General features: G+C 62.1%; 19 protein-coding genes and 1 pseudogene. 7 read left to right on the top strand and 13 right to left on the bottom strand.

Translation table 11 applies throughout. The features are described 5' to 3' along the window. Together tssB and M0954_RS16545 are read right to left on the bottom strand one after the other, a co-directional pair. Positions 1-549, bottom strand: a complete 549-nt coding sequence (gene tssB, locus M0954_RS16550) for a type VI secretion system contractile sheath small subunit (RefSeq protein WP_122156140.1) — start codon at positions 547-549, stop codon at positions 1-3. 36 nt (positions 550-585) lie between these two features. Beyond that, positions 586-1,257, bottom strand: a complete 672-nt coding sequence (locus tag M0954_RS16545) for a hypothetical protein (protein ID WP_297354311.1) — start codon at positions 1,255-1,257, stop codon at positions 586-588. A 351-nt stretch (positions 1,258-1,608) separates the two neighbouring features. Here M0954_RS16545 and tssJ point away from each other — a divergent pair, with 351 nt between their 5' ends. The 3 genes and pseudogenes from tssJ (at position 1,609) to icmH (ending at position 4,457) form a co-directional block, all read left to right on the top strand. Then, complete coding sequence (gene tssJ / locus M0954_RS16540) at positions 1,609-2,226, top strand: type VI secretion system lipoprotein TssJ (protein WP_122156141.1); 618 nt, start codon at positions 1,609-1,611, stop codon at positions 2,224-2,226. Positions 2,227-2,335: 109 nt separating this feature from the next. Further along, complete coding sequence (gene tssK, locus M0954_RS16535; RefSeq protein WP_123387151.1) at positions 2,336-3,682, top strand: type VI secretion system baseplate subunit TssK; 1,347 nt, start codon at positions 2,336-2,338, stop codon at positions 3,680-3,682. Continuing rightward, a pseudogene (icmH, locus tag M0954_RS16530) lies at positions 3,679-4,457 on the top strand (type IVB secretion system protein IcmH/DotU). Before tssK ends, icmH begins: the two are co-directional and overlap by 4 nt. Positions 4,458-4,528: 71 nt before the next feature. Here the strand turns inward: icmH and M0954_RS16525 are convergent. The 7 genes from M0954_RS16525 to urtA all read right to left on the bottom strand — a co-directional run bounded on the left by M0954_RS16525 (position 4,529) and on the right by urtA (position 11,314). Further along, positions 4,529-4,858 (bottom strand): zinc ribbon domain-containing protein, encoded by a 330-nt coding sequence (locus M0954_RS16525; protein WP_123387150.1) that lies wholly within the window; start codon positions 4,856-4,858, stop codon positions 4,529-4,531. An 83-nt stretch (positions 4,859-4,941) separates the two neighbouring features. After that, positions 4,942-6,177: a formamidase gene (fmdA, locus tag M0954_RS16520; RefSeq protein ID WP_122156145.1), complete on the bottom strand. Its 1,236-nt coding sequence runs from the start codon at positions 6,175-6,177 to the stop codon at positions 4,942-4,944. A 36-nt stretch (positions 6,178-6,213) separates the two neighbouring features. Then, a complete protein-coding gene (gene urtE, locus M0954_RS16515) occupies positions 6,214-6,903 on the bottom strand; it encodes an urea ABC transporter ATP-binding subunit UrtE (RefSeq protein WP_122159136.1) in 690 nt (229 codons plus the stop codon). Positions 6,904-7,009: 106 nt separating this feature from the next. Further along, complete coding sequence (gene urtD, locus M0954_RS16510; protein ID WP_123387149.1) at positions 7,010-7,753, bottom strand: urea ABC transporter ATP-binding protein UrtD; 744 nt, start codon at positions 7,751-7,753, stop codon at positions 7,010-7,012. After that, positions 7,750-8,928, bottom strand: coding sequence for an urea ABC transporter permease subunit UrtC (gene urtC / locus M0954_RS16505; protein WP_297354309.1), 1,179 nt, complete (start codon positions 8,926-8,928; stop codon positions 7,750-7,752). Before urtC ends, urtD begins: the two co-directional genes overlap by 4 nt. A 108-nt stretch (positions 8,929-9,036) precedes the next feature. Further along, a complete protein-coding gene (gene urtB, locus M0954_RS16500) occupies positions 9,037-9,954 on the bottom strand; it encodes an urea ABC transporter permease subunit UrtB (RefSeq protein ID WP_123387549.1) in 918 nt (305 codons plus the stop codon). A gap of 94 nt (positions 9,955-10,048) precedes the next feature. Continuing rightward, positions 10,049-11,314 (bottom strand): urea ABC transporter substrate-binding protein, encoded by a 1,266-nt coding sequence (gene urtA, locus M0954_RS16495; protein ID WP_122156148.1) that lies wholly within the window; start codon positions 11,312-11,314, stop codon positions 10,049-10,051. A gap of 227 nt (positions 11,315-11,541) precedes the next feature. Here urtA and M0954_RS16490 point away from each other — a divergent pair, with 227 nt between their 5' ends. Together M0954_RS16490 and M0954_RS16485 are read left to right on the top strand one after the other, a co-directional pair. After that, entirely contained in the window at positions 11,542-15,003 is a 3,462-nt protein-coding gene (locus M0954_RS16490; RefSeq protein ID WP_122156149.1) for an ATP-binding protein, read from the top strand. Then, entirely contained in the window at positions 14,996-16,027 is a 1,032-nt protein-coding gene (locus tag M0954_RS16485) for a response regulator (protein WP_122156150.1), read from the top strand. Before M0954_RS16490 ends, M0954_RS16485 begins: the two co-directional genes overlap by 8 nt. 55 nt (positions 16,028-16,082) lie before the next feature. On the opposite strand, the gene zwf is transcribed toward M0954_RS16485, so the two are convergent. The 3 genes from zwf to lhpH all read right to left on the bottom strand — a co-directional run bounded on the left by zwf (position 16,083) and on the right by lhpH (position 19,739). After that, positions 16,083-17,564 carry a glucose-6-phosphate dehydrogenase gene (zwf, locus tag M0954_RS16480; RefSeq protein ID WP_122156151.1) on the bottom strand — a complete coding sequence of 494 codons (1,482 nt, stop codon included), beginning with the start codon at positions 17,562-17,564 and terminating at the stop codon, positions 16,083-16,085. A gap of 179 nt (positions 17,565-17,743) precedes the next feature. Continuing rightward, entirely contained in the window at positions 17,744-18,700 is a 957-nt protein-coding gene (lhpI, locus tag M0954_RS16475; RefSeq protein WP_297354307.1) for a bifunctional Delta(1)-pyrroline-2-carboxylate/Delta(1)-piperideine-2-carboxylate reductase, read from the bottom strand. 31 nt (positions 18,701-18,731) lie between these two features. Further along, positions 18,732-19,739, bottom strand: coding sequence for a trans-3-hydroxy-L-proline dehydratase (lhpH, locus tag M0954_RS16470; protein WP_297354305.1), 1,008 nt, complete (start codon positions 19,737-19,739; stop codon positions 18,732-18,734). 239 nt (positions 19,740-19,978) lie between these two features. Between lhpH and M0954_RS16465 the strand changes: the two genes are divergently transcribed. Next, positions 19,979-20,716: a GntR family transcriptional regulator gene (locus tag M0954_RS16465; RefSeq protein ID WP_122156154.1), complete on the top strand. Its 738-nt coding sequence runs from the start codon at positions 19,979-19,981 to the stop codon at positions 20,714-20,716. 26 nt (positions 20,717-20,742) lie between these two features. Here the strand turns inward: M0954_RS16465 and M0954_RS16460 are convergent, their stop codons facing one another. Next, complete coding sequence (locus tag M0954_RS16460; protein WP_122156155.1) at positions 20,743-21,015, bottom strand: hypothetical protein; 273 nt, start codon at positions 21,013-21,015, stop codon at positions 20,743-20,745. 167 nt (positions 21,016-21,182) lie between these two features. Here M0954_RS16460 and M0954_RS16455 point away from each other — a divergent pair, with 167 nt between their 5' ends. After that, the gene (locus M0954_RS16455) at positions 21,183-21,392 is read left to right on the top strand and encodes a hypothetical protein (RefSeq protein WP_133894656.1); all 210 of its coding nucleotides are present in this window, start codon (positions 21,183-21,185) and stop codon (positions 21,390-21,392) included. The last annotated feature ends 244 nt before the right edge of the window (positions 21,393-21,636 follow it).

Genomic DNA, 21,636 nt, shown 5'->3' with positions numbered 1-21,636 from the left:
TTATTCGCCCTGCTGGTCTTTATTCGGCGCACCGCCGTGCTCTTCTGCCACTTCACCCTGGCCCTTCGCGAGGGCTTGCAGCTGCTGCGTGTTCGACAGCACTTCGCTCAGCAGGTCTTCGAGCTTGTCGTTGCCCGCGAGCTTGTTGCGCAGGTCGGCCAGCTTCGAACGTGCGTCGAGAAGACGGCGCAGCGGCTCGATTTGCGACACCACCTGGTCCGGGCTGAAGTCGGCCATCGAGCGGAACCGCAGGTCCACCGCAAAGCGTCCACCGGCTTCGCTCAGGCGGTTTTCCACCTGAAATGCGGCGCGCGGCTCGATGCCTTTCATCACATCGTCGAAATTGTCGCGGTCGATATTGACGAACTTGCGATCGCGCAACCTCGGTTGCTCGACTTCGGATTGCCCCGCCAAGTCGGCGACCACGCCGACCACGAAAGGCAGCTCCTTGATCTCGATTGCATCGCCACGTTCGACCTCATAAGTCAATTGAACGCGCGGCGGCCGGACTTTTTGCAAGCGCTTTTGAATACTTTCTTTCTTCGCCATCGTCGGCTCCCTGAAGCAGGTGGTCTTGCGGGTGAATTAGCGAAGTGCGCTGAACGGGTCGGACGCGCCACTGCTTTGTGCCGCTCTCGCGGGCGCAGCCGGCGCGGAAAGCGCCGGCGTGGCCGGTGCAGCCGGGGCCGCCGCCGTGGTTGCCGCGCTGCCACTCGTCGCATCCGGCTTTTTGGCGACGTGCCTCACGTACTTCTTCTTGACCACCGGCTTGTCGCTGTCGTCCGGCGGGAACAACGTGGCTTCGCCCAGCGTGTCGCGCAGTTCCTTGGCGAGCGCCTGAGCATCGGTCTTGGCATCGCCCGCGAGCGACGCATCCTGGCGCAGCTCGCCCAGCGATTGCGTGGCAACGCGCAGGCCAGACACCGCCAGCACGCTCTTCGCCTGACGGTCGGTCTGGTCGCGCTGCAAGGCTTCCTGTGCGTCGACGATGGCCTGCCCGTAATGCCCCTGTGTGAACTGGATCTGCGCCATGCGCGACCACGGTTCTTCGCGCGTCGGATCGGATTTGGCCAATTGCTGGTAAAGCATCATGGCCTTGTCCTGGTCACCGGCCTTGGCGACGGTATCGGCGTCCGCCAGCGACTTGTTGAAAGCCTCCGGCGTGGTCGCGACGTTGTTGCTCTGGCTTGCACATCCGGCAATCACGCCGCATGCCAACACCACCCCTGATAGTTTTACAAAGAGACGCTCTTTCATCGCCTTTTCACCGACGTGCGAGTTTTTTAATTCAACGAGAAACCGGAGTTTTGCTTTGCTTCAAGTGCGCGGGTATAGTACAGGTCAATTTTTGATAATTCAACTTTCGTGTGACAAAGCATTGCAGGAAAAAACCAAGAGCGCATCACATAAGCATCACATAAGGACCGGATAAGAAATAGTTTCCGGGCGTAAAGCCCGTTATTCTCAAGGACGGAAAGTTTTTCCGCCCGTTCGGACGGGGGTAGTGCCATTCAATGCATTACGCATAGAATGGGCGCACTTCCCCCGATTGGTTTAGCTGAGTAACGATTTGACCGGGGGCGATCGGCGCAGAACCGATCGGTGTAAATGAATTTGCGTTTTATTCGTTACGCATCGTTACTGGCGGTGAGCGTGATACTTCTTGCGGGTTGTGCGGCGGCCGTGCCGATGCTCGGGTCTGCCGCATCCGCCGCCCTGCAGATGACCGGCCTCGGCAAGCCCGACGTGCCGGACGCCCAGAAGCCGCCGCGCGATGTCGGCCTGACGCTGTATGCCGCGCAGAATCTGAACGCCGCCAACGACCAGAAGCCGCTGGCGCTGGTGGTGCGCCTCTATGTGCTGAAAGATCCCACCTCGTTCCAGCAGGCGCCATTCAATGCGTTTACCGATCCCGACAAGGAGAAAAGCACGCTGGGCGGCGATTTGCTGAGCGTGCGCGAAGTCACCCTGATTCCGGGTCAGCACTACACCGTGACTGAGAAAGTATCACGCGAAGCGCAGGCATTCGGTATCGTCGCGCTATTCCGCGACCCGGCAATGCAACGTTGGAAATTCGCCTTCGATCCGGCAAAGTCCGAGAAGTCTGGCATTATGATCGGTCTGCATAACTGTGCAATGACGGTGACCAACGGGACTGTGATCCCACCTGAACAGGGATTCCCGGTTCAATCGCTGAATATGCTGTCTTCGGTGAGTTGTGGCTAAAAATGCATTTGAATGGCAATTTAACCGTATTTGACGATTTAACAATTGCAGGGCCGGATACAATTATCATGGGGCATGCAACCCGCTTGACGCATATAACAGGTTTGAGATGAGTTATTCCGCAAAGGTGCTCTGGGGGGAAGGCCTGTTTCTGAGGCCTCAGCATTTTCAGCGTCAGGACGCATATCATGAGGCGCGCCTGTTCGAATCGATTCAGGCCATTCAGCCTTACAACTGGGGCGTGCGCTCGGTTAAGTTCGACCGCGATGCGCTCGGCAGCAATGTGCTGCGGGTGAGCGAACTGTCGCTGGTGTTTCCTGACGGCGCGTTGTACTCCGCGCCGCAGGCCGACGATCTGCCGCCGCCCATCGCGCTCGACACGTTGCCCGACGGCATCAATGAATTTACGTTCTATCTGGCGCTGCATCCGCTGCGTGAAACCGGCGCGAACTACTCGCCCGATCGCAACGCGGGGTTTGTCTCGCGCTATGTCAGCGAACAGTCGTCGGTCGCGGATCACTTCACGGACGCAGCCGAAGCCGACATTACGTTCCTGAAAACCAGCGTCAAGCTGATCGCCCATAGTGAACCGCGCGATCAACTTTTGTCCGTACCGCTCGCACGCGTTCGCCGCACCGCCACCTCCGGCTTCGAGTTCGACGACAGCTTCGTGCCGCCCTCGCTCGCCATCGAGGCGTCGCCGATCCTGCATCAGCGCCTGCGCCAACTGATCGATGCGCTGCAGGCCAAAGTGAATGCGCTGTATGGCTTCCACCGTGAGCCGACCAAGAACATCATCGAATTCCGCTCCGGCGACATTGCGTCATTCTGGCTGCTGCATACGGCGAACGCGGCGTTTGCATCGCTCGCCCATCTGTACCAGCATGCTGCGCTGCATCCGGAACGCCTGTTCCAGGAACTGCTGCGCCTTGCCGGCCAACTGATGACGTTCTCGAAGGGCTATGCGCTCGCCGATCTGCCCGCCTATCGTCACGACGATCCCGGCCCCGGCTTTGCACGTCTCGACACGATGCTGCGCGATCTGCTGGAGACGGTGATCTCCACGCGCTACTTCGCGATTGCACTCGACGAGGTGCGCCCGTCCTTCCACGTGGGCCGGCTCGACTCGGGCAAGATCGACGACAAGACGATGTTCTATATCGCCGTCTCGGCGAACATGCCCACCGTCGAACTGGTCGAAGCGGTGCCGGCGCGTTTCAAGGTCGGCGCACCGGACGACGTCGACAAGCTGGTGCTCTCGGCCATGCCTGGCGTACGCCTCGTCTACACGCCGCAGGTGCCGCCCGCCATCCCGGTGCGGCCCGGCGCCTGCTACTTCTCGTTCGAAGCGCGCGGCGCGCTGTATGACCGCATGCTGCAGGCCCAGTCGGCGATGATCTATACGCCTTCCGGAATCAACGATCTCAACCTCGAACTGATCGCCGTCACATCATGAGCTACGCGCCCTCCCTGTTTGGCGACAGCACGCCGTCTGTCACGCCCGCCCCCACCGTCGAGCCCACCTACCAGGTGCGCTCGCTGCTCGATCTGCTGTACGACGGCTTCTTCATGCTGTTCCTGCTGAAGAACGGTCGTGAACCTGGCGACGCCAATGAGTTCAGCCAGCGTATCCAGCACTTTCTGGCGGATTTCGAACGCGGTGCGAAAAAGCTGAACGCGTCGGCAGACGATGTGTATGCGTCGAAGTTTGCGTTCTGCGCGGCGGTCGACGAATCCGTGCTGTCGTCGTCGTTCAAGATTCGCACCGAATGGGAGCGGCGGCCGCTGCAGCTCGTGCTGTTCGGCGAACAACTGGCCGGCGAGAAGTTCTTCCAGTATCTCGAAGAGTGCCGTGCCCATGGCGCGGCGCGCCTGCAGTCGCTGGAAGTGTTTCATATGTGTCTGCTGCTTGGCTTTCAGGGCAAATATCTGCTTGAAGGACCGGAGAAGCTCGCTTATCTGACCGCGCGGATCGGTGATGAAATCGCCCATCTGAAGGGCAAGCGTGCGCCGTTCGCGCCGCACTGGCCGCTGCCGGACCAGGTCGCGCACCGGCTGAAGCGCGAAGTGCCGCTGTGGAGTATCGGTGCGGTGTTTGCGCTGGTGGACTCTTGGCCTATCTCGGGCTGAACAACTATCTGCGCGACTCGACGCTGCATACCCTCGCGCCGTACTCGCAGATCATCAAGCTCGGGCCGCAATCGGCCAATCTGACGATTTCGTTGCCGTAACGGTGGGTTGATGGGCGCCGCCGCGTAACGCTCAGCGCCTTCGGCGGACGCCACCGTTACCGTTACCGTCGTCAATGGCTGATCATCCACGGCCGGCCAGCAGGATTCGTCTTGAGCCCGCTGGCCGTCGTCGACCCCGAGGCTGCCTTCGCTCCACATCCACAACCTGGCCCATGGCGATGCTTGTACTCGCCTGAACGCTGCGGCGCATGCGCCGCACGCTCGTTGACTACGTGAGCCGTGCGCGTGGTCGCCTGCATTAGCGACAAAACCGGCAGACTGAGCGTGCGCTGCGCCTCGCCGCCGCACGTGGGGCACGCGCAGACGGTATCGCGCTCGGCAACCCGGCGAATCGCCGCAAAAGCGCCGCAATGGTCGCAGCGGTAATCGTAAGTCGGCATGAAGTTGTCCTCTCAGGTTCCGTGAATCAGTATTGCCCCGCCAGGTACCCACCACCTGACGGGCGCACCGCGGCCGCTACGCGTCAAACCAGATCCGGCGACAACGGCAAGTCCACGCCGCCAGCCGCAATATGCTGGACCGGACCGGCTGCAGTGGGCCGGATGTCGAAGTCGAAGATCTGGGTCGGCAACCACAACGTCGCACACGCGTTCGGCACGTCGACCACCCCGCTGATGTGCCCCTGCACCGGCGCCGTCCCCAGAATCGAATAGGCCTGCGCTCGCGAGTAGCCGAACTTCGTCAGGTACTCGATCGCGTTCAGACAGGCCTGCCGGTAGGCAATATGCACATCCAGGTAGTGCTGCTTGCCCTGCTCGTCCACCGAGATGCCTTCGAAGATCAGGTAGTCGTTGTAGTTCGGCGTAATCGGGCTCGGCTTGAAAATCGGGTTCTTGACGCCGTACTTGGCCATGCCGCCCTTGATCAGTTCGACCTTCATATGCACCCAGCCGGCCATTTCGATGGCGCCGCAGAAGGTGATTTCCCCATCGCCCTGGCTGAAGTGCAGGTCGCCAACCGACAACCCCGCGCCGTCGACATACACCGGGAAGTACACCTTCGAGCCACGCGACAGGTCCTTGATGTCGCAATTGCCGCCGTGCTCGCGCGGCGGCACCGTGCGCGCGCCTTCGGCCGCGGCCTTGGCATGCGCGTCGCCGGCAAGCCGCCCCATATGCGCGGTCGCGGCGAACGGCGGATTGGCGAGGCCGGGCACGCGCTGCGGATCGGTGGCGATCAAGGCCGCCTCGCGCTCGTTCCAGGTCGCGAGCATCGCCGGATCAGGCAGGCAGCCGATCAGCCCCGGATGAATCAAACCGGCGAAATTCACGCCCGGAATGTGGCGTGAACTGGTGTAGAGGCCATGAAAATCCCAGATCGATTTCTGCGCGAGCGGAAAGTGATCGGTCAGGAAGCCACCGCCATTTTTCTTCGAAAAGAAGCCGTTGAAACCCCACTGACTCTCCTGCTTCGCGCCGATATCCAGCAGATCGACCACTAGCAGATCACCCGGCTCCGCGCCCTTGACGCCAACCGGACCAGACAGAAAGTGCACGATCGACAGATCGATGTCGCGCACGTCGTCGGCGCTGTCGTTGTTCTTGATGAAGCCACCGGTCCAGTCGTAGGTCTCGAGGATAAACTCGTCGCCCGGGTTGACCCAGCAGGCCATCGGAATGTCCGGGTGCCAGCGGTTGTGAATGTTCTCGTTTTCGTAGGCCGACTGGTTCAGGTCGACCTTGATTAGCGTTTCAGCCATTGCAAACCCTCCTCTTGGAAATGACGGACAGTCGGTTCACACCGACAGGTACTCGCGGATCTTCGCGGTGTCGGCGGCGCTGCGCGGACTTTCGTGCACCAGACGGCCACCTTCGATGACGAACAACCGGTCGGCGACATCGAGCGCGAAACTCAGCACCTGCTCCGACACCACGATCGTGATATCGCGCAGCTTGCGGATTTCGTTCAACGCTTTGGCGATGTCCTTGATGATCGATGGCTGGATCCCTTCGGTCGGCTCGTCGAGCAGCAGCACCTTCGGTTGCGTAACCAGCGCGCGAGCGATAGCAAGCTGTTGCTGCTGGCCACCGGACAGGTTGCCGCCCTTGCGGGCGCGCATGTCATAAAGCACTGGAAACAACGCGTAGATCTCTTCGGGGATGCGCCTGTCGCGGGCGTTTTCCAGGCCAGTCTGGATGTTTTCCTCCACCGTGAGCGTGGCGAAAATCTGCCGCCCCTGCGGCACGTAGGCGATGCCTTTGGCGACGCGACGAAAGCTTTCGTCGCGCGAGACGTCCTGGCCGTCCACGCGCACTGCGCCGCCTTTGAGCGGCAAGATGCCGATCAACGACTTGAACAGCGTGGTCTTGCCCATGCCGTTGCGTCCCATGATCGCCACGGTTTCGTTTTTAGCCGCCTGGAAGCTGATTCCGTGCAGCGCCTCGCTCTGGCCGTAACTGACGAATACGTCGTCGACATTCAACATGCTGGGCTCCTCGTTCGCTGGTTTCGCAGCACACTCATTGGCGGGTTCGATGTCTGACTCAGCGGCTAACTGGGTGGCCGGCTCAGTGGTCAACTTGGTGGCCAACTCAGTGCCCAAGATAAACATCGATCACCCGCGGATCGGCCTGCACCTGCTCCATCGCCCCTTCGGCGAGGATCTTCCCCTGATGCATCACGGTGACCTTGTGCGCAATCTGCGCGACGAACGCCATGTCGTGTTCGATCACGATCATCGAGCGGTTCTGGCAGATCCGTTTGAGCAGCTCGGCAGTCACCTCGCGCTCGCGCACGCTCATGCCGGCAATCGGTTCGTCGAGCATCAGCAGTTCCGGCTCCTGCATCAGCAACATGCCGATTTCGAGCCACTGCTTCTGGCCGTGCGACAGCAACCCGGCCTCAAGATCGAGCTGGCTGGCGAGGCCAATCTCGCCGGCCACGTCGCGCACGCGGTCGAGCACATCGCTGGTGCGGCGAAACGCCAGCGCACCGAACACCCCACGCCCGCGCGGAAACGACACTTCGAGGTTCTGGAACACGGTGAGGTTCTCGTAGATCGACGGCGTCTGGAACTTGCGGCCAATCCCCTTGCGCACACGGCGAAATTCCGGCAGCCGCGTCATCTCCTCGTTGCGAAACTTGATACTGCCTTCGCTCGCCCGTGTCTTGCCGCAGATCAGATCGAGCAGCGTCGTCTTGCCGGCACCATTCGGGCCGATCACCACGCGCAGCTCGCCGCGGTCGACATAGAGGTTCAGCGAATCGATCGCCTTGAAGCCGTCGAACGACACGCTTAGGCCCTCGACGGCCAGCACGAAATCGGTATTGCTCATGTTGTCCTCCGCAAGGCGCGGCGCAGCAGCCACGGTTTCACATGGCTGTCGTAGAGACCGGCGAGGCCGTTCGGAAAGGCCATCACGACGCCGATAAAAAGCGCGGCCATCAGGAACAGCCACAGGTTCGGGAAACTTTCGGAGAACCAGGTCTTGCCGAGGTTGACGAGCACCGCGCCATAGACCGCGCCCACCAGCGACATACGGCCGCCCACCGCCGCGTAGATCACCATCTCGATGGACGGCACGATCCCCACGAACGACGGCGACATGAAGCCGACCTGCAACGTGAACATCGCGCCGCCGATGGCCGCCAGCACCGCCGCGACACAGAACGCGAAGACCTTGAACATGGCGACGTCGTAGCCCGAGAAACGCACCCGGTCTTCCTTGTCGCGCATGGCGAGCAGCAGGGTGCCGAGCTTGCTGCGCTGGATCAGCCGGCAGCAGAGAATCGCCACCAGCAACAGGACCGCGTTCAGGAAGTACAGGATCAGCTTGGCGCCGTCGCCGCGAATATCCCAGCCATACATCGTGCGCAGGTCGGTGATGCCGTTCACGCCGCCGGTATAGCCTTGCTGGCCGATGATGAGCACCGAGAGAATCAGCGCCACCGCCTGCGTGATGATGGCGAAGTAGACCCCGCCCACGCGCCGCTTGAACATCGCAAAGCTGACCACGAACGCCAGCGCGCAGGGCACGACCACCACCGCGACAAGCGCAAACGGCAGCGAATGAAACGGCTTCCACCAGAACGGCAACGCGGTGATCTGATTCCAGTCCATAAAGTCGGGAATCCCAGGCGTCGACTGGATCTTCGTGCTGATCGGGTCCGATGCTTCGAGCTTCAGGAACATCGCCATGCAGTAGCCGCCGAGGCCGAAGAACACGCCCTGCCCCAGGCTCAGCACGCCGCCATAGCCCCACGCCATCACGAGGCCGACGGCGACGAACGCGTAGGTCAGATACTTGCCCATCAGGTTGAGACGGAACGCATCGAGCGCGAGTGGAAACACCACAAGAATCAGCAGCGCCAGCACGACGATGCTGCCGTAGCCATCGGTCGTGAACCAGCGCAGCAGTGTCGGTCGCAGACCGCTGCGAGCAGCCTCGCCAGCGGCAACTGCGGCGGGCGGTGCTGCAGAGGCTCCGGCGGAAGGGTTCAGCGGGTCCATATGCATTTCTCCGGGCTGAATCGATTGAAAAGACGTCTTTGCGGTGCATGCGAAACACGCTGCGGCGCAACGCGCAGCCGCCCGCCCACGAATGTCTTGCTTCGCTCGTCAGACACGACGCACCTTCGAAGCGAAAAGCCCTTGAGGGCGCAACATCAGCACGATGACGATCGTCAACAGCGTCACCACGCGGGCGGACGAGCCGGTCATGAAAAACTCGCTGATCGACTGCATCTGTGCGATGCCGAACGCCGAAGCGACCGTGCCGAGCAGACTCGCCGCCCCGCCGAACGTCACCACCAGGAACGAATCGACGATATACAGCGAGCCGCTGGTCGGCCCCGTCGAGCCGATCGCCGTGAACGCGGCACCGGCCACACCGGCCATTCCGCAGCCGATCGCGAAGGTCAGCCGGTCGGTCTTGCGCGTATCGATGCCGGCGGCGTTCGCCATCTGACGGTTGGCGACAGTAGCGCGCACCCTCAGCCCCCAGCGCGACCGATACAACGCGAGTAGCACGCCGCCCGTCATCACCACAGCAAGACTCATCACGAACAGGCCGTTGATCGGGATGTCGAGCCCTTGCTTGGGCGACCAGGAACCCATCAGCCAGTCCGGCAGTGTTGGGCTCACCTCCTTCGGGCCGAACACCGAGCGGAACACCTGCTGCATCCCGAGGCTCAAACCCCAGGTGGCGAGTAGCGTGTCGAGCGGACGCCGGTACAGATGGCGGATCAACGCCCACTCCGCCACCCAGCCGGCCGCAAAGGCGAGCGCGAAAGCAGCGCAGATCGCCAGCGGAAAGTAGATGGGCGCGAACCCGTGCCAGTAGTTGTCGGCCAGTTGCGAGAACATGTAGATCGTGTACGCGCCGATCGTCATGAACTCGCCGTGGGCCATGTTGATGACACCCATCTGGCCGAAAATCACCGCCAGCCCGAGCCCCATCAGCAGCAGCACGCTAAACAGACTCAAGCCCGCAAAACCCTGCATCAAGGTGATGTTAAGAATGTCCGAAGCCGACATGCGTCTCTCCTCGAAATGATCGGCGCGCGCCGGCATGGCGCGCTTGCTGCCTGAGCACGGCGTGATTGCGGTCTGATTTCGACCTGAACCCGGCTTACTGATAACCCTTCGGGAACGGATTCGGCTCGATCAGCGTCGGCGACTCGGCCACCACCTTGAACTGGCCGTCCGCCTGCGCCTCGCCGATGCGCGTGCGGCTCCACAAGTGGTGATTCGCATGAATCTTCACGTAGCCTTCCGGTGCGGTTTTCAGTTCGATACCCGGCGATGCGGCGACGACCTTGTCGACGTCGAAGCTGCCGGCTTTCTCCACCGCCGCTTTCCATAGCCACGGTCCGAGATACGCGGCCTGCGTGACGTCGCCGATCACCGATTTCGGTCCGTACTTCGCCTTGAACGCCGCGACGAATTTCTTGTTGTTGTCGTTGTCGAGCGATTCGAAATACTTCATGGCCGAGTAGAAGCCCGCCACGTTCTCGCCGCCGATGCCGAGCACTTCATCCTCGGTCACCGAGATGGTCAGCAGGAACTGCTTGTCAGCCGTGATGCCGGCCGCCTTGAGCTGCTTGTAGAACGCCACATTCGAACCGCCGACGATGATCGCGTAGATGCAATCGGGCTTGGCGATCTTGATCTTGTTGATAAGCGAGTTGAAGTTGGTGGTGCCGAGCGGGTAATATTCTTCGCCCACCACCTTGCAATCGGTCAGATGCTGCTCGATATGCTTGCGCGCGATCTTGCTCGAGGTACGCGGCCAGATGTAGTCGGAACCGATCAGGAAGTAACTCTTCGCCTTCTTTGTCTGGTTGGCCCAGTTCAGCCCCCACAGAATCTGCTGGGTCGCTTCCTGGCCGGTGTAGAACACGTTGTGCGACTGTTCCAGGCCTTCGTAGAACGTCGGGTAATACAGCAGGCCATTGTCGCGCTCGAAGATCGGCAACACCGCCTTGCGCGAAGCCGAGGTCCAGCAGCCGAACACCGCCGCCACGTGATCGTTTTCGAGCAGTTTCTTCGACTTTTCGGCGAAGGTCGGCCAGTCGGAAGCGCCGTCCTCCTGAATGATCTTGATCTGGCGGCCGAGAATGCCGCCGGCCGCGTTGATCTGTTCGATCGCGAGCCGTTCGGCCTGGATCGAACCGGTTTCGGAGATCGCCATCGTGCCGGTCGCCGAGTGCAATTGGCCGACCGTCACTTCAGTATCGGTCACGGCGAGGTGCGTGGTATTGACCTTCGCGGTCGGAAACTGCTGGGCCCGTGCGATGCCGGACATGGCCAGCGCGGGCGCGGCAGCGAGACCCATCAGGAGTTTGCGCCGGAGCGCCGAAGGCTGGCCTTGCTCGTTCTGATCGTCGTGTGACATCGAATTCTCCTTGTCGTCATGGTCGGGCGACCCGCTCTGGAAAACCTGGTAACCGGGCTGGCGGGGTCGACGCAACGAAAGGTAGGTAGCCAATTTGCGGATCCAAATACGTCAGTTGACGTAGGGCGCGCCAAAATTGCGCTCTCTATAATCGCGGCGACTGCGAATGGAATGCTATTTGCGTGGACGCACGGCCAGTGCCCCGAACCGCTCCACGAAAGGCCCCGATGCACCAAACGGAACCACCGCCGCCTCGCTCCGCCAATCCGGCCACCCAAGCTGGGGCATCGCGCCCGCAGCCGAGCGGCACGCAGCGCATCGTGAAGATCCGCCGCGACTACAACGCGTGGGTCGGCGACGAGACGCTCGAGGACTACGCGCTGCGCTTCACACCGCGCACATTCCGGCGCTGGTCCGAATTCCGCGTCGCCAACACGGCGTTGGGGGCGGTGTCGTTCCTCGTGCTCGAGGCGATCGGCGGCTCGCTGGTGGTTAACTACGGTTTCACCAATGCGGTCTACGCGATCCTCGCCGTCTCGGTGCTGGTGTTTTTGACCGGCATACCGATCGCCTACTACGCGGCGCGCTACGGCGTCGACATGGATCTGCTCACGCGCGGCGCCGGTTTCGGCTACATGGGTTCGACGCTGACGTCGCTGATCTACGCGATCTTCACGTTCGTATTTTTCGCGCTCGAAGCGGCCATCATGTCGCTCGCGCTCGAGTTGTATCTAAAGATCCCGCTATCGGTCGCCTACGTCATCAGCGCACTGGTGATCATTCCGGTGGTGACCTTCGGCATTACTTTCATCAACCGGCTACAGGGCTGGACCCAGCCGTTGTGGCTCGTGCTGCTGGTGGTGCCGTACGCCGTGGTGCTGTGGCGCGAGCCGCACGTGCTCGCCGAATGGGTCACCTTCGGCGGTATCTCTGGCGACGGCCACGAGTTCAACCTGGTCGCTTTCGGGGCCGGTTGCACGGTAGTGTTTTCATTGATCGTGCAGATCGGCGAACAGGTCGATTACTTGCGTTTCCTGCCGCCGCGCACGCGTGCCAACCGCGTGCGCTGGTGGGTCGCCCTGATCTCCGCCGGCCCGGGCTGGATCGTGCCGGGCGCGCTGAAAATGCTCGGCGGTGCGTTCCTTGCCTTTCTCGCCATCCAGCACGAGATCGATCCGGTCAAGGCGGTCGAGCCGACCCAGATGTACCTGGTCGCGTATCACTACGTGTTCCGCTCGCCCGAAGGGGCGCTCGCCGCGATGACGCTGTTTGTGATCGTGTCGCAACTGAAGATCAACGTCACCAACGCGTACGCGGGTTCGCTAGCGTGGTCGAATTTCTTCGCGCGGCTCACGCACAGCCACCCGGGCCGCGTGGTCTGGCTCATCTTCAATGTGCTGATCGCGCTCCTGCTCGTCGAAATGGGCGTGTTCGAAGCCATCAGCAAAGTGCTCGCGCTTTACGCCAATGTGGCGATTGCCTGGATCGGCGCCGTGGTCGGCGACCTCGTGATCAACAAGCCGCTCGGATACAGTCCGCCCTATGTCGAGTTCAAGCGGGCTCATCTTTACGACGTGAATCCCGTCGGTGTCGGCGCCATGCTGATTGCCGCGGCTGTCGCCGCGCTCTCTCATGCGGGCGTGTTCGGCACGAGCGCGGAAGCGCTGTCGTCGTTTATCGCGCTGCTGGTTGCGTTCATCTGCGCTCCGTTGCTTGCCATCGCCACGCGCGGGCGCTTCTATCTGGCGCGTGACGGCCACGACCTCGAACAGGGCGCGGTGTTGCGCTGCGTGATCTGCGAAAACACCTTCGAGCGCGAAGACATGGCGCACTGCCCGGCTTACGCGGGTTCGATCTGCTCGCTGTGCTGCTCGCTCGACTCGCGCTGCAACGACTCCTGCAAGCCGCACGCGCGACTGCCTGCGCAGTTCGGCAAGTCGATGCGCACGCTGTTTCCACGTCTCAAGCTGGGACCGGCGGGTCTACGGCTCGCGCAGTATGCGGGACTCCTGATCGTCGTGCTGGCGCTGCTTGGTGGCGTGCTCGCCGCGCAGTGGTACCAGAGCATAAGGACCCTCCCCGATCTCGACACCGCGATCCACGACGTGCTGCTGCAGGGATATCTGAAAGCGTTTTTCGCGCTCGCGCTGGTCGGCTGCATCGCGGCCTGGTGGCTGGTCCTCGCCAATGAAAACCGCAAGGTCACCCAGGAGGAATCGCAGCGGCAAGCTGAACTTCTGATGCAGGAAATCGAAGCTCACCAAAAGACCGACGCGGCGTTGCAGTCGGCGAGCGCTGCAGCCGAGTCGGCGAACCGCGCAAAAAGCCGCTATGTGACGGGCCTGAGCCACGAGTTGCGCACACCGCTCAACAGCATCCTCGGCTACGCGCAACTGCTGCTGCAAGGCACCGACGAACTGCCGCCGGGTCGACGCAACGCGGTGGCGACCATCTATCGCAGCGGCGAGCACTTGCTGGCGTTGGTAGACGGCTTGCTGGACGTGGCCCGCATCGAGGCGGGCAAACTGCAGTTACACGTGACTGAGATTTCGCTGCCAGAATTCGTCACGCAGCTCTCAGCGATGCTTGAACCGCAGGCGACCGACAAGGGACTGCAATTCGACTTTCAAACTAGTGGCCGCATCCCGGACGTGGTGCGCATCGACGAAAAACGGGCCCGGCAGATTCTCATCAATCTGATCGGCAATGCGATCCGCTTTACTTCGAGCGGCTCGGTCAAGGTACGCACCGGTTACGCATGGGAGACCATCACGTTCGAGATTGACGACACGGGCCCAGGCATGCCGGCCACGGAACTGGAGCGCCTGTTCCTGCCGTTCGAACGCGGCGCGGCGGCACGCGAACACGACCACGGCGCCGGGCTCGGCCTGACGATCTGCCGTTTGCTGACCGAACTGATGGGCGGCAATCTGCAGGTAGAGAGCGAAGTCGGCAAGGGCACGCGCTTCATCGTCAAGCTGTTCGCACCCGAAGTGCGCGCGCCCCAGGTGCTGGCCAGCAACCCCCGGAACCTGAAGGGCTACTGCGGCCTGCGCCGCACGGTGCTCGTAGTCGACGATCTCGCCGAGCAGCGGCGCATCGTCACGCAGACTCTCTCTCCCCTCGGCTTCACGGTGGTCGAAGCCGCCAGCGGACCGGAGGCACTGCAATGGCTAGGCACCGCCTCGGCCGATCTCATCGTGATGGACGTTTCGATGCCGGCCATGGACGGCTTCGAGGCAAGCCGGCTGATTCGCGACAACCAGTTGTCGAGCGCACCGATCCTGATCCTGTCGGCCAATGCCTTCGCCGACGACCGCGAAAAAGGTGCCGCGGCAGGTTGCGACGACTACCTCGCCAAGCCGCTGCATCTGCCAATGCTGCTCGACAAAATGGCCGCGCTGCTGCAGCTGCAATGGATTGCCGAAGCCGTCGAGCCAGCCCCTCCGCCTGCGGCTGCGCTGCTCGACGTATCGACGAGCCTGCCGGCCGGCTTGCGAGAGAAGTTGCACGCGCAACTGGAGATGGGCTACGTACAAGGCTTTATCGAGCAACTGGACGCTGCCGAGCATGGCGCGCCAGAGCTCGCCGCCCTGCTGGAGCCGCTGCGTGTCCTCGCGCGCCGCTTCCGGCTAACCGAACTCGCGCAGTTGCTCGCGCCCACCCAGCAGGTCAATCGCGATGCATGACGAATCCCTGCTTCTGCCACCCGAAACGCAACCCGAGCTGCCCGATGGCAAACCGGTTGTGCTGATCGTCGACGACACGCCAGATAACCTTGCCCTGCTTTCGGACACGCTGCAGGCGGCAGGCTACGCCGTGCTGGTGGCGCTCGACGGACAATCCGCGCTGCAACGCCTCGCACGCATTACGCCTGATGCCGTTCTGCTCGACGCGCTGATGCCAGGCATGGATGGCTTCGAAACCTGTCTGCACATCAAGGCCGATCCGCGTAACCGCCACCTGCCGGTCATCTTCATGACCGCGCTGACGGACAGCGAGCACGTCGTGCAGGGCTTCCGGGTGGGAGGAATCGATTATGTGACGAAGCCGGTGAAGCCAAGCGAGGTCAGCGCGCGAATCGCTGCCCACGTGCAGCGTTCGCGCCTGCAACGGCAGGCCGATATGGTGCTTGAGATCGGCATGCGTGCCGCGCTCATTGCCGCTGCGAGCGGCGAGATCAAATGGCAAAGCGACCTTGCCCGGCAACGGCTCGCACAGTATGCGTCGAGCGGGGCGGGTATCTCGGAAGTGGCAGACAGCGTGGACGCTATGACAGCCCACTCAGCATGGGTGCCGGACCCGCTGGCCGAGGCCGGCCCGCGTCTGCCGTCCGTGCTGGCTCAATGGCTGACGCGCTGGATCGAAGCCGGTTGCGATCTGCAAGCGGCGTTCGAAACAGCCGCGGGGGGCGTGCGCCGCGTGGCGCGGGTGCTGGGCCGGGCCACGCGCGGCGACTGGGTCATCCTGCTCGAGGAATTCGACGATGCCGCGCACACCACCGCGCTCGCGGCCCAATTCAGCCTGACGACCCGTGAAGCGGAAGTGCTGCTATGGCTGTCGCGCGGCAAGACCAACCGCGATATCGGCGACATCCTGGGGATGGCGCCGCGCACCGTCAACAAGCACCTCGAACATGTATTCGGCAAGCTGCATGTGGAGACGCGTGCGGCGGCCGCGGCGATCGCTGCGAAGGCGAGCACGCGGTATTAAGCGCAAGTAGTGGTGGGACGGCGACCTGCGCCGTCCCTACGCACGTTTAAACCGCTTACTGCGACTCTTCCGCCCACACGGCGTTGTCCCGCGCCATCAAGGACGTGGCGGCAGCCGGGCCAAACGTGCCGGAGGAATAACCGCGTGGCCGCTCGCCCGACTTCTGCCAGCCGTCCAGAACCGGCTCGGCCCATGCCCATGCAGCTTCCAGTTCGTCGCGACGCATGAAGTGGGTCAGGCGCCCGCGAATCACGTCGATCAACAGACGCTCATAAGCTTCGGCGCGGCGCTCGGTGAAGGCTTCCTGCAGATCGAGATTCAGATTCACCGGCAGCATGTGCATGCCGCTACCCGGCTCCTTCGCCAGCATCTGCAACTGGATCGATTCTTCCGGCTGCAACTGGATCACGAGACGATTGCCGTAATGATGCGGACCACTCGGAATGATCGAGAACGGTAGTTCGGAGAACTCGATGACGATCTCCGACACCTTCTTCTGCATGCGCTTGCCGGTACGCAGATAAAACGGCACGTTGGCCCAGCGCCAGTTATTGATCTGCGCGCGCAACGCAACGAAGGTCTCAGCACGGCTCGAGGCCGGCACGTTGTCTTCTTCGAGGTAGCCCTTGACCGCCTCGCCGTCCACCGCGCCTGCGGTGTACTGTCCGCGCACCGTGTCGCGTGCGATATCTTCGGGCGTCATGGGACGCAGCGAACGCAGCACCTTGAGCTTTTCGTCGCGCACAGCATCCGGATCGAGCGACACCGGTGGCTCCATTGCGACGATGCACAACAGTTGCAGCAAGTGGTTCTGCACCATATCGCGCAATGCGCCGGTCTTGTCGTAGAAGCCCGCGCGGCTGCCCACGCCGACCGTTTCCGCCACCGTGATCTGCACGCTCTTGATATACGGTGCCTGCCACAGCGGGCCGAAAATCGCATTGCCGAAGCGCAGCACCATCAGGTTCTGGACGGTTTCCTTACCGAGGTAATGGTCGATCCGGTAGATCTGCGCTTCGTTGAAATGCTGACCGACCGCGGTGTTGATCTCCTGCGCGGACGCGAGGTCGTGACCGAGCGGCTTTTCCAGCACCACGCGCGAGTACTCGTCGACGAGATCCGCCGCCGAAAGGTTGTCGCAAATGTTCGTGAACAGATCGGGTGAAGTCGCGAGATAGAACACGCGCCGCACGCCGGGGCGCGATGCCTCTTTCAGCCGCTGATAGTCCTCGACCGAATCGACGTCCATGCGCACGTACTCGAACAACGCCAGGAATTTGTCCCACGCGGCCGCATCGAAAGCCTTCTTTTCGATGAACGGCTTGGCCTTCAATTCCATGAATTCGTTGATGTATTCCTCACGCGACCAGGGTTTTCGGCCAATCGTGAGAATGCGCGTTTCCGGCGGAAGATTGCAGTGCAGATGCGCCATGTAAAGCGCGGGGAGCAGCTTGCGAAACGACAGGTCACCCGTACCGCCGAAGATGATCATGTCGAGCGGCAAGTCAGGGGTGGCAGAAGCGTGTTGGGTAATCATAGCGCGATGTCACCGTCATGAAGGGCGTCGAACGAAGGGCAAAAATGCCGGTGACCCGGCATTTTCTGGCAAACGCCTATGGTGCAACGTTTTTGAATTGTTTGCACGCGACGCGTGCGATGACAGTGTAGAAAAGTTGCAACTTCGCTTTTGACTTCGCGGTGACTTTTCTTGCAGATTCAGCCGCGCTGCAACGCCACGCGCGCCACCCGGCAAGCGCCCAGGTCCCACGCAGCACAGCCGACGCTCTTGAATAGCACGGGCGTGCTGCCCGTTGGCGACGGCGCGCTGCCATCCACCAGTGCTGCGATGCCCGTCACCTTTGCCCAGTCCACCCCTGCCTGGATGAAGTCGCCCGCTTCGTGCCGGGCGCCGGCCACGTCGTCGACGAAGAGCGCGCTGCCGTGCACCGTGCTCGCGCCGATCTCGAGCATCGAGGGTGTGAACGCGCCCACGCCGATCACCAGGCGTTCGGCCCGCGGCGCCTCGTCATACACAGCTTGCCGGCTGGTCGTGAGGGCAATCACGACATCGACGGAAGCGGGCACGTCGGGACCCGCCAGTGGCTGCAGATTGCGCGCCTTGCCGCGATGTGCGTCGCAAAAAACCTGCGCTTTCGCGAGCGCACTGCCCTTCACCCATATCTGCGCATCGGGAAACAATTCTCCGATCGCCTCCACGTGGTTAGCGGACTGCGTGCCGGTGCCAATCAGCAGAAATTCTTGCGGTGCCGGGCGGCCCGAGGGACTTGATGTGCCGCCTTTGAAGGTCTGTACGCCGAGCATCGACATCGCCGCCGTGCGCCGGCCGGTCACGGTCGGACCATCGAGGATAAAAAGTGTCTCGCCGGTGTCCGCGTCGAAGGCCATCACCTTGCCGTGAATCGTCGGCAAGCCGCGCGCGCCATTGGCCGGACACACGTTGACGAGCTTGTGGATGCCGAGGTCCGGCGCCGTGGCCGGCATCGACAGCATTATCCCGCCCTCGTTGAGCGGCACGACGAGCCGTTCCGGGCTCGCGATGCGTTGTTGCGCGTAATCGACGGACGCCGTTTTCAGCGCCTCCACGAGTTCGGCGTAGGGCGTGAGCCGCGCGGTGGCGGCGGCGTCGAAAATCGGTGTGGCCGGGTGCGTCATATAAACAATTTCTCCATCAGCGTGCTGAGGCTTAACGCACCAGAAAGCCATACGTCAGCGGATCGCGTTCGTCGACGATCCAGTTCGCGAAGCCACAGATATGCGCATCGCCCTCGATTTCCGGAATCACGGCATCGAAGCGTTCGAGCTTCGTTTCGGACAACACCCGGCCGCGAAAAATCGTGCCGATCACCGATTCGTTGACGAGTGTTTCGTCACGCCCCAGTTCGCCGCGCAGATACAGTTGCGCGACGCGTCCCGCGGTGCCCGACCCGGTCGGTGAGCGGTCCACCTCGCGGTCGGCGAAGACGCAGCAATTGGCCTGCGTCGAGCCTGCGTGACGCGGCGCGTTGTCGATGATCGTGCCGTAAATATGGTTGATTTCGGGGATGTGCGGGTGGACGATCTTGAACGCCTCGTTGGCCGCGCGCTTCACTTCGGCGCCGAACTGGATCAGGCGGTCGACGTCCGCTTCGCGCACGTTCAGATCAAACGGCTTGCCCGAGGTGTAGAAATAGAACGCGCCGCCGAAGGCGATATCGCCCTTCACGGCGCCGAAGCTCGGCGTATTCACCGTCACATCGCGTTGCCAGATAAACGAAGGGACGTTGACGAAGCGCGCGCTGCCAGTATGATCGCCGTCCCATTGGACGAAGGCCTCGATGAAGCCGCACGGCGCGTCGATACCCACGCGCGTTTCGGGCTCGGTGCGCTCGACCCAGCCGAGCGCCACTGCCGCCGTTGCGAGCGCGATTACGCCGTGGCCGCAATGGTCGCTATAGCCCTCGTTGTGCACGAAGATAATGCCAAAGTCGGCGCCCTCGCTGACCGGTTCGGTCAGATAGCCGCCGTACATGTCGGCATGGCCGCGCGGCTCAAGCATCAACGCGCGGCGCAGGTGATCGTGATGCTTCTTGAGCCAGGCGCGCCGCTCGACAATTGTTTTTCCGGGGAATTTGGGTAGTCCACTGGTGACGATCCGAAACGGCTCGCCGCCCGTATGCACTTCGACCGTGCTGATAACGCGATTCAGTTTCATAACGCCTGGCAACCCTCCCGCGCGTGCGACTCAAAGGCCGAAAATGCTTCGCTGTGAACCATCCAATTGTCTCCGTCATTCTTAGACTGGATCAAAATGTAGACCAGCTTTGGTTTTCCATCAACCAATTTCAAAATCATTGCGCTAAACTGGTTGGAATCGGGATCACGGACGGGCGTAGCACTTGAACTCCCCCGCTCCTGCCGATCCACGACAAACCCGCGAACAGACAGACGCTCATGGTCATCCCCGCCCTCGCTACGGATAGCACGTTCCGCCCAAAGCAGATCTACGAGCAGGTCTCCGAGCGCATCCGCGCGGAGATCCGCAGCGGGCAGTTCGCTGCCGAGTCGCGCCTGCCGTCGGAGCGGGAACTGGCGGCGCGTTTCGGTGTGGGACGGCCGGCCGTGCGCGAGGCGATCGGCGCACTGCAGAACGAAGGGCTCGTGGTCACGCGCCGCAACTCGGGCACGTATATCTGTGCGGATGCGCTGCAGCGTCTCGCGGCGGCGCCGCTGGACGCTGCGTCACTGGCCGATCCGGATGTCAGCCCCACCTCGACGCTCGATGTGCGTCTGATCCTCGAACCGGCGATTGCCCGGCGCGCCGCGGCGCGCGCCCAGCGTGACGAGTTGGCCGAGCACTATCTTGCGCAGATGGATTCGATTGCCGACATCACCGACCCGGCGCAGCGCGTGTTATGGAACAACAGCGACCGCCTGTTTCACCGGCAACTTGCGATGATGACGGGCGATGCGTTGCTGGTGAAAATCGCCGACGAAGTGGCGCAAACGATGGATCAGCCGCTCTGGAAGCGGCTCAAGGACGACGGCATCTATGACGCTGGACGGATACGGCTATACGTATCCGAACACCGGATGATCTACGAGGCGATCGTCGGCGGCGATGCGGATGCGGCGGCGTTCTACGTCGAACAGCACATCATGCGCGTGCGCCGCGACATCGCGCCAAAGTGAGATTCACGGCGTCGCAGCTACCGCGATTACTGCGCCGAGGAAGCGTTGCCGGAACTCCCAGAGTTGCCGGAGGAATGATCACCCTCCTTGAACATCGCCCGGCAGGGAGGGCTGAGTTCGCTGACGTGCTGCTTCATGCAGGCGGTGATCTTCTCCTTGTCAGGAATTTCCGCACTGCAAAAATGCATCGCATCGCCACGGCAGGCCTTTTCCTGTTCGTCCTGTGAGGCCGCATGCGCTCCGCTGACAACCACCAACGCGGTCAGACTGGCTGCAAACAAGGCTCCGCATCGATTCATATTCGCTCCGATTATCAAGTCAGCCCAAGCCCGATACAAACTCGCCCTGAACGATACGAACGGAGAGGAAAGAATTTTGCTGCACCGCACACTATTCTTTTTTGGCACACCTACAATGGAAAATACTTAGGTATTAACCCTTATAAAATCCATTGACAGGTGCTGCGATGTCCAGCCGATCCGTTTCGTCCCGCGCCGTTCCTGCCACCAGTGGCGTCGGGGCGCCGTCGCTGCGGGCAACCCTAAGCCGTATCGCCCGCCTCATGTGGCGTTCCTCCGAGCGGCATAGTCTGTATCAGGTGATGCTGGCGGCCGGCCACGAAGAAGGTCTGCAAGACAATCTCGTCCAGCGTTCCCGCTCCGTCCGGCAACGTTGATCAAACTACCGCACGGCCTGCCACCCATTCCTTTCTTCAGCAGAAATCGGACCTGAAAGCTGCCGGGTAGCGGACCCGGACGGCGGTCGCCGGTCCGTCGGTCCGTCAGCGGGCAACCTGGCGGTTGGCGGGACGCGTGAGCGTCAAACCACGCCCCGCGTAAAAGCGCGCAACCGTCGCGAACGGCATATACACATCGCTCTGATACGGCGCGACGCCCGATGGATTGTGAAACCAGACGCCG

Origin of the sequence: Paraburkholderia sp., from assembly GCF_026225065.1 — a bacterium.
Taxonomy (GTDB): Bacteria; Pseudomonadota; Gammaproteobacteria; order Burkholderiales; family Burkholderiaceae; genus Paraburkholderia.
The sequence above is the reverse complement of the archived record's forward strand: the minus strand, read 5'-3'. Positions and strand labels throughout refer to the sequence as shown.